Annotated in this window: 4 protein-coding genes; all 4 read left to right on the plus strand. The window is 72.4% G+C overall.

Annotated elements, in window-relative coordinates; all coding sequences use genetic code 11:
• The coding region (locus tag FVA95_RS28295) for an FtsK/SpoIIIE domain-containing protein (protein WP_149666845.1) at positions 1–1,560 on the plus strand (1,560 nt) is incomplete at its 5' end.
• Positions 1,561–1,765: 205 nt separating this feature from the next.
• Positions 1,766–2,179, plus strand: a complete 414-nt coding sequence (locus FVA95_RS28300) for an RRQRL motif-containing zinc-binding protein (protein ID WP_205016021.1) — start codon at positions 1,766–1,768, stop codon at positions 2,177–2,179.
• The gene (locus FVA95_RS28305; RefSeq protein ID WP_149666846.1) at positions 2,176–2,382 is read left to right on the plus strand and encodes a DUF4236 domain-containing protein; all 207 of its coding nucleotides are present in this window, start codon (positions 2,176–2,178) and stop codon (positions 2,380–2,382) included. Before FVA95_RS28300 ends, FVA95_RS28305 begins: the two co-directional genes overlap by 4 nt.
• Entirely contained in the window at positions 2,379–2,645 is a 267-nt protein-coding gene (locus tag FVA95_RS28310) for a hypothetical protein (RefSeq protein WP_149666847.1), read from the plus strand. Before FVA95_RS28305 ends, FVA95_RS28310 begins: the two co-directional genes overlap by 4 nt.
• Positions 2,646–2,729: the final 84 nt, after the last annotated feature.

Raw genomic sequence — 2,729 nt, forward strand, 5'->3', positions numbered from 1 at the left:
TGGCACCTCGGACGCTCCCGCTGCGAACTGCCCGCCTGGGTCGCCCCCGGTGAGCCGGAGGAGTCCCGCCGCGACGTCGTCCCCGACGAGCGGGCCGTGATCAACGCGCTGCGGAACATGAACATCCCCGCCCTCAACCGCAAGTTCCGGGAGGGCTGGGCACCCCGCTGGGTCATGCCGCCGACCCATGACGGGAAGGGCTGGCACTGCCAGCTCCTGCTCCCCGAGGGCGTCACCGTCGAGATGATCAACAACAACAAGCCCGTCCTGGCCCACAACCTGCTGCGCCTGCCGGTCGAGGTGTGGCCTACCGAGCCCCGCGACAAGCCCGGCGTGATGGATCTGTGGACCGCCGACCAGGGCTCACTGACCAAGCCCGTCGCGCCGTGGCCTCTCCTGACCGACGGGACGGCGGACTACTTCAAGGGTGTCCCGGTCGGGGTCGACCCCCGCGGGAAGCTCGTGCTCGGGCGGCTGTTCGCCGCGAACTGGGGCGTGGCCGGAATGATGGGATCGGGCAAGTCCACCCTGATCATCACCGCGTTGTTGGGCGCGATCCTGGACCCCCTCGTTGAGGTCGACGTCTACTGCATGGCCGTCAACGCCGACTACGACCCGCTCAAGCCGCGGCTGCGGACGCTGTTCGTGTCCGACGACCCGGAGCAGATCCCCACGGTCCTGGACGCGCTGCGGGGCCTGATGTCGGAGCTGTCCGAGCGCGGCCGCAAGCTCCAGGCCGCGGGCGAGCCGAAGCTGACCCGGGCCCTGGCCGAGGCCGACCCCACGATGCGGCCTCGCGTGGTGGTGATCGACGAGTGCCAAGAGCTGTTCGTCTCCGGCGTGGGCGAGGAGGCCGCCGAGCTGGTGGAGAAGATCGTCGCGAAGGCCCGTAAGTACGGGGTCACCCTGATCTTCGCCACCCCCGTCCCGTCGGCCGATTCGCTGCCGCGGAAGGTGGCGAAGGTGCTGTCGAACCGGGCGTGCTTCGCCATCGCCGATCACCAGGGCAACGACGCCATCCTGGGCACCGGCAAGCACAAGGCGGGGATCTCGGCGACCACGCTGCGCCCGATGACCGTCGACTCCGACGGCACGACCGACATGGGGGACCTGGGCACGGCCATGACCAGCGGATTCACCCCGGCCGACGGGCTGATGCGCTGCTTCTACGTCGCCCGCGGCAACGGCGTCGACGACGTCACCCCCGTCGTCGAACGAGCCCTCGGGATCCGCGCCGACGCCGGACTCACCACCACCGGAGCGCGGACCCCGGAGCCGGTCGCGGGGCGGGACCTGCTCGACGACCTCGCCCACGTCCTCGCCGAGGCGGGCGCGAAGCGGATGCGCACCCAAGAGGCGCTCGCGCTGCTGGCCGCGCTGGACCGCACCCACTACGGGTCCTGGACCTTCGAGCGCCTGGCCGAGGAGCTGCCCGACAGCGCCAAGCCCTACAAGTCCGACGGCACCATGCAGGTCTCCACCGCCCGGGTCGCCGAGGCCATCGCCGACCGCCTCACCACCACCGACGGTGACAGCGACCGGCCCGGCGGGGACGGCTGATCACAGGGAGTCGCTCAGGGAGGCAGGGAGTTCTCCCTCCCCGCCTCCCTGACCCTGCCTCCCTGCCCTGATCAGCGACAACACCGGTTCAGGGAGTCCAGGGACCCACCCCGCTCCCACCAGCGAAAACCCCTAAAAAGCGGGATCGAGACACCCTGCGGTGCCTCCCTCCCTGTCCTTCGTGATGCCGAAAACAGGAGCAGCGATGTCGACGCAGAGTGAGCACGGAGTGATGACCGAGCGGTGGGGCTGGCAGCCCACCGCCCGCATGCACGACGGACTGCCGACGTGGCGGTGGCGCTGTGCCCCGGCGGGGCTGGTGACCCGCCGACAGATGCGGGCGGCCGGGCGAGCTCCGGCGGGAGCGGCGCCGGTGGGCCGGATCGAGTGCCGCCGCGGACGCCGGTGGGCGCTGCTGTGGGACCCGGCCGAGCTGGGCCCCAAGCGGACCCCCACACCCGGGCAGCGGGCCGCGCTGGGCCGGGCGTTGGCCGCCCGGCGGCGCTGCCCGTCGTGCGGTCGCGACGCGGGGTACTGCATCCCCCGCTCGCTGGGCTGCTGCCTCGACTGCCACGACACCACCCACCCGACCCGCCACCACCAGGGAGACCCGCGATGAGGTTCCGCGCCCGCAAGACGTTCCGACTCGGCCCGCTGCGGGCCACGGTCAACCAGTCCGGCCGCTGGTCGTTCGCGATCACGGTCGGTCCGGTCACCCACAACCTGACCCGCCGCACGACCTCCATCGACACCCCCGGCCCCGGCGGGTTCCACCACCAGCACGGCCGCCGCGCCCGCCGCGACGGTGGGGGTCGGCGATGAGCGCGGAGACGGAGCCCGGCTGGCTGGAGGCGCTGTCGGGGTTCAGCGCGTACACCTGCGTCACCGTGGCCTGTGTGGGCTGCGGTCAGCCCCACGTCGACGAGGACGGCAACATACTGCACTTCCCGACCAGGGCCGCCGCGATCCTCCACGCCGACACCACCGAGTACTGGACCCTCGGGCCCGAGGGCATGTGGTGCCCGCAGTGCGACTGGGACGCTCACGCCGCCGAGCGGGCGGCCGTTGACGGGGGCCTGCGGTGAGCGCGGCGGGGGAGGAGCTGTGCCGGGTCGCGCTCGGGTTGGCCGGGCGGGGCTGGCCGGTGTTCCCGTTGCGGGCGGGTACCA

The organism is Pseudonocardia sp. EV170527-09, from assembly GCF_008369905.1.
Lineage (GTDB): Bacteria > Actinomycetota > Actinomycetes > Mycobacteriales > Pseudonocardiaceae > Pseudonocardia.

Excerpts from the sequence above, each read along its gene's own strand:
- FVA95_RS28300 (WP_205016021.1), top strand. The coding sequence starts at position 1,766 with ATGTCGACGCAGAGTGAGCACGGAGTGATGACCGAGCGGTGGGGCTGG.
- FVA95_RS28305 (WP_149666846.1), top strand. The coding sequence starts at position 2,176 with ATGAGGTTCCGCGCCCGCAAGACGTTCCGACTCGGCCCGCTGCGGGCC.
- FVA95_RS28310 (WP_149666847.1), top strand. The coding sequence starts at position 2,379 with ATGAGCGCGGAGACGGAGCCCGGCTGGCTGGAGGCGCTGTCGGGGTTC.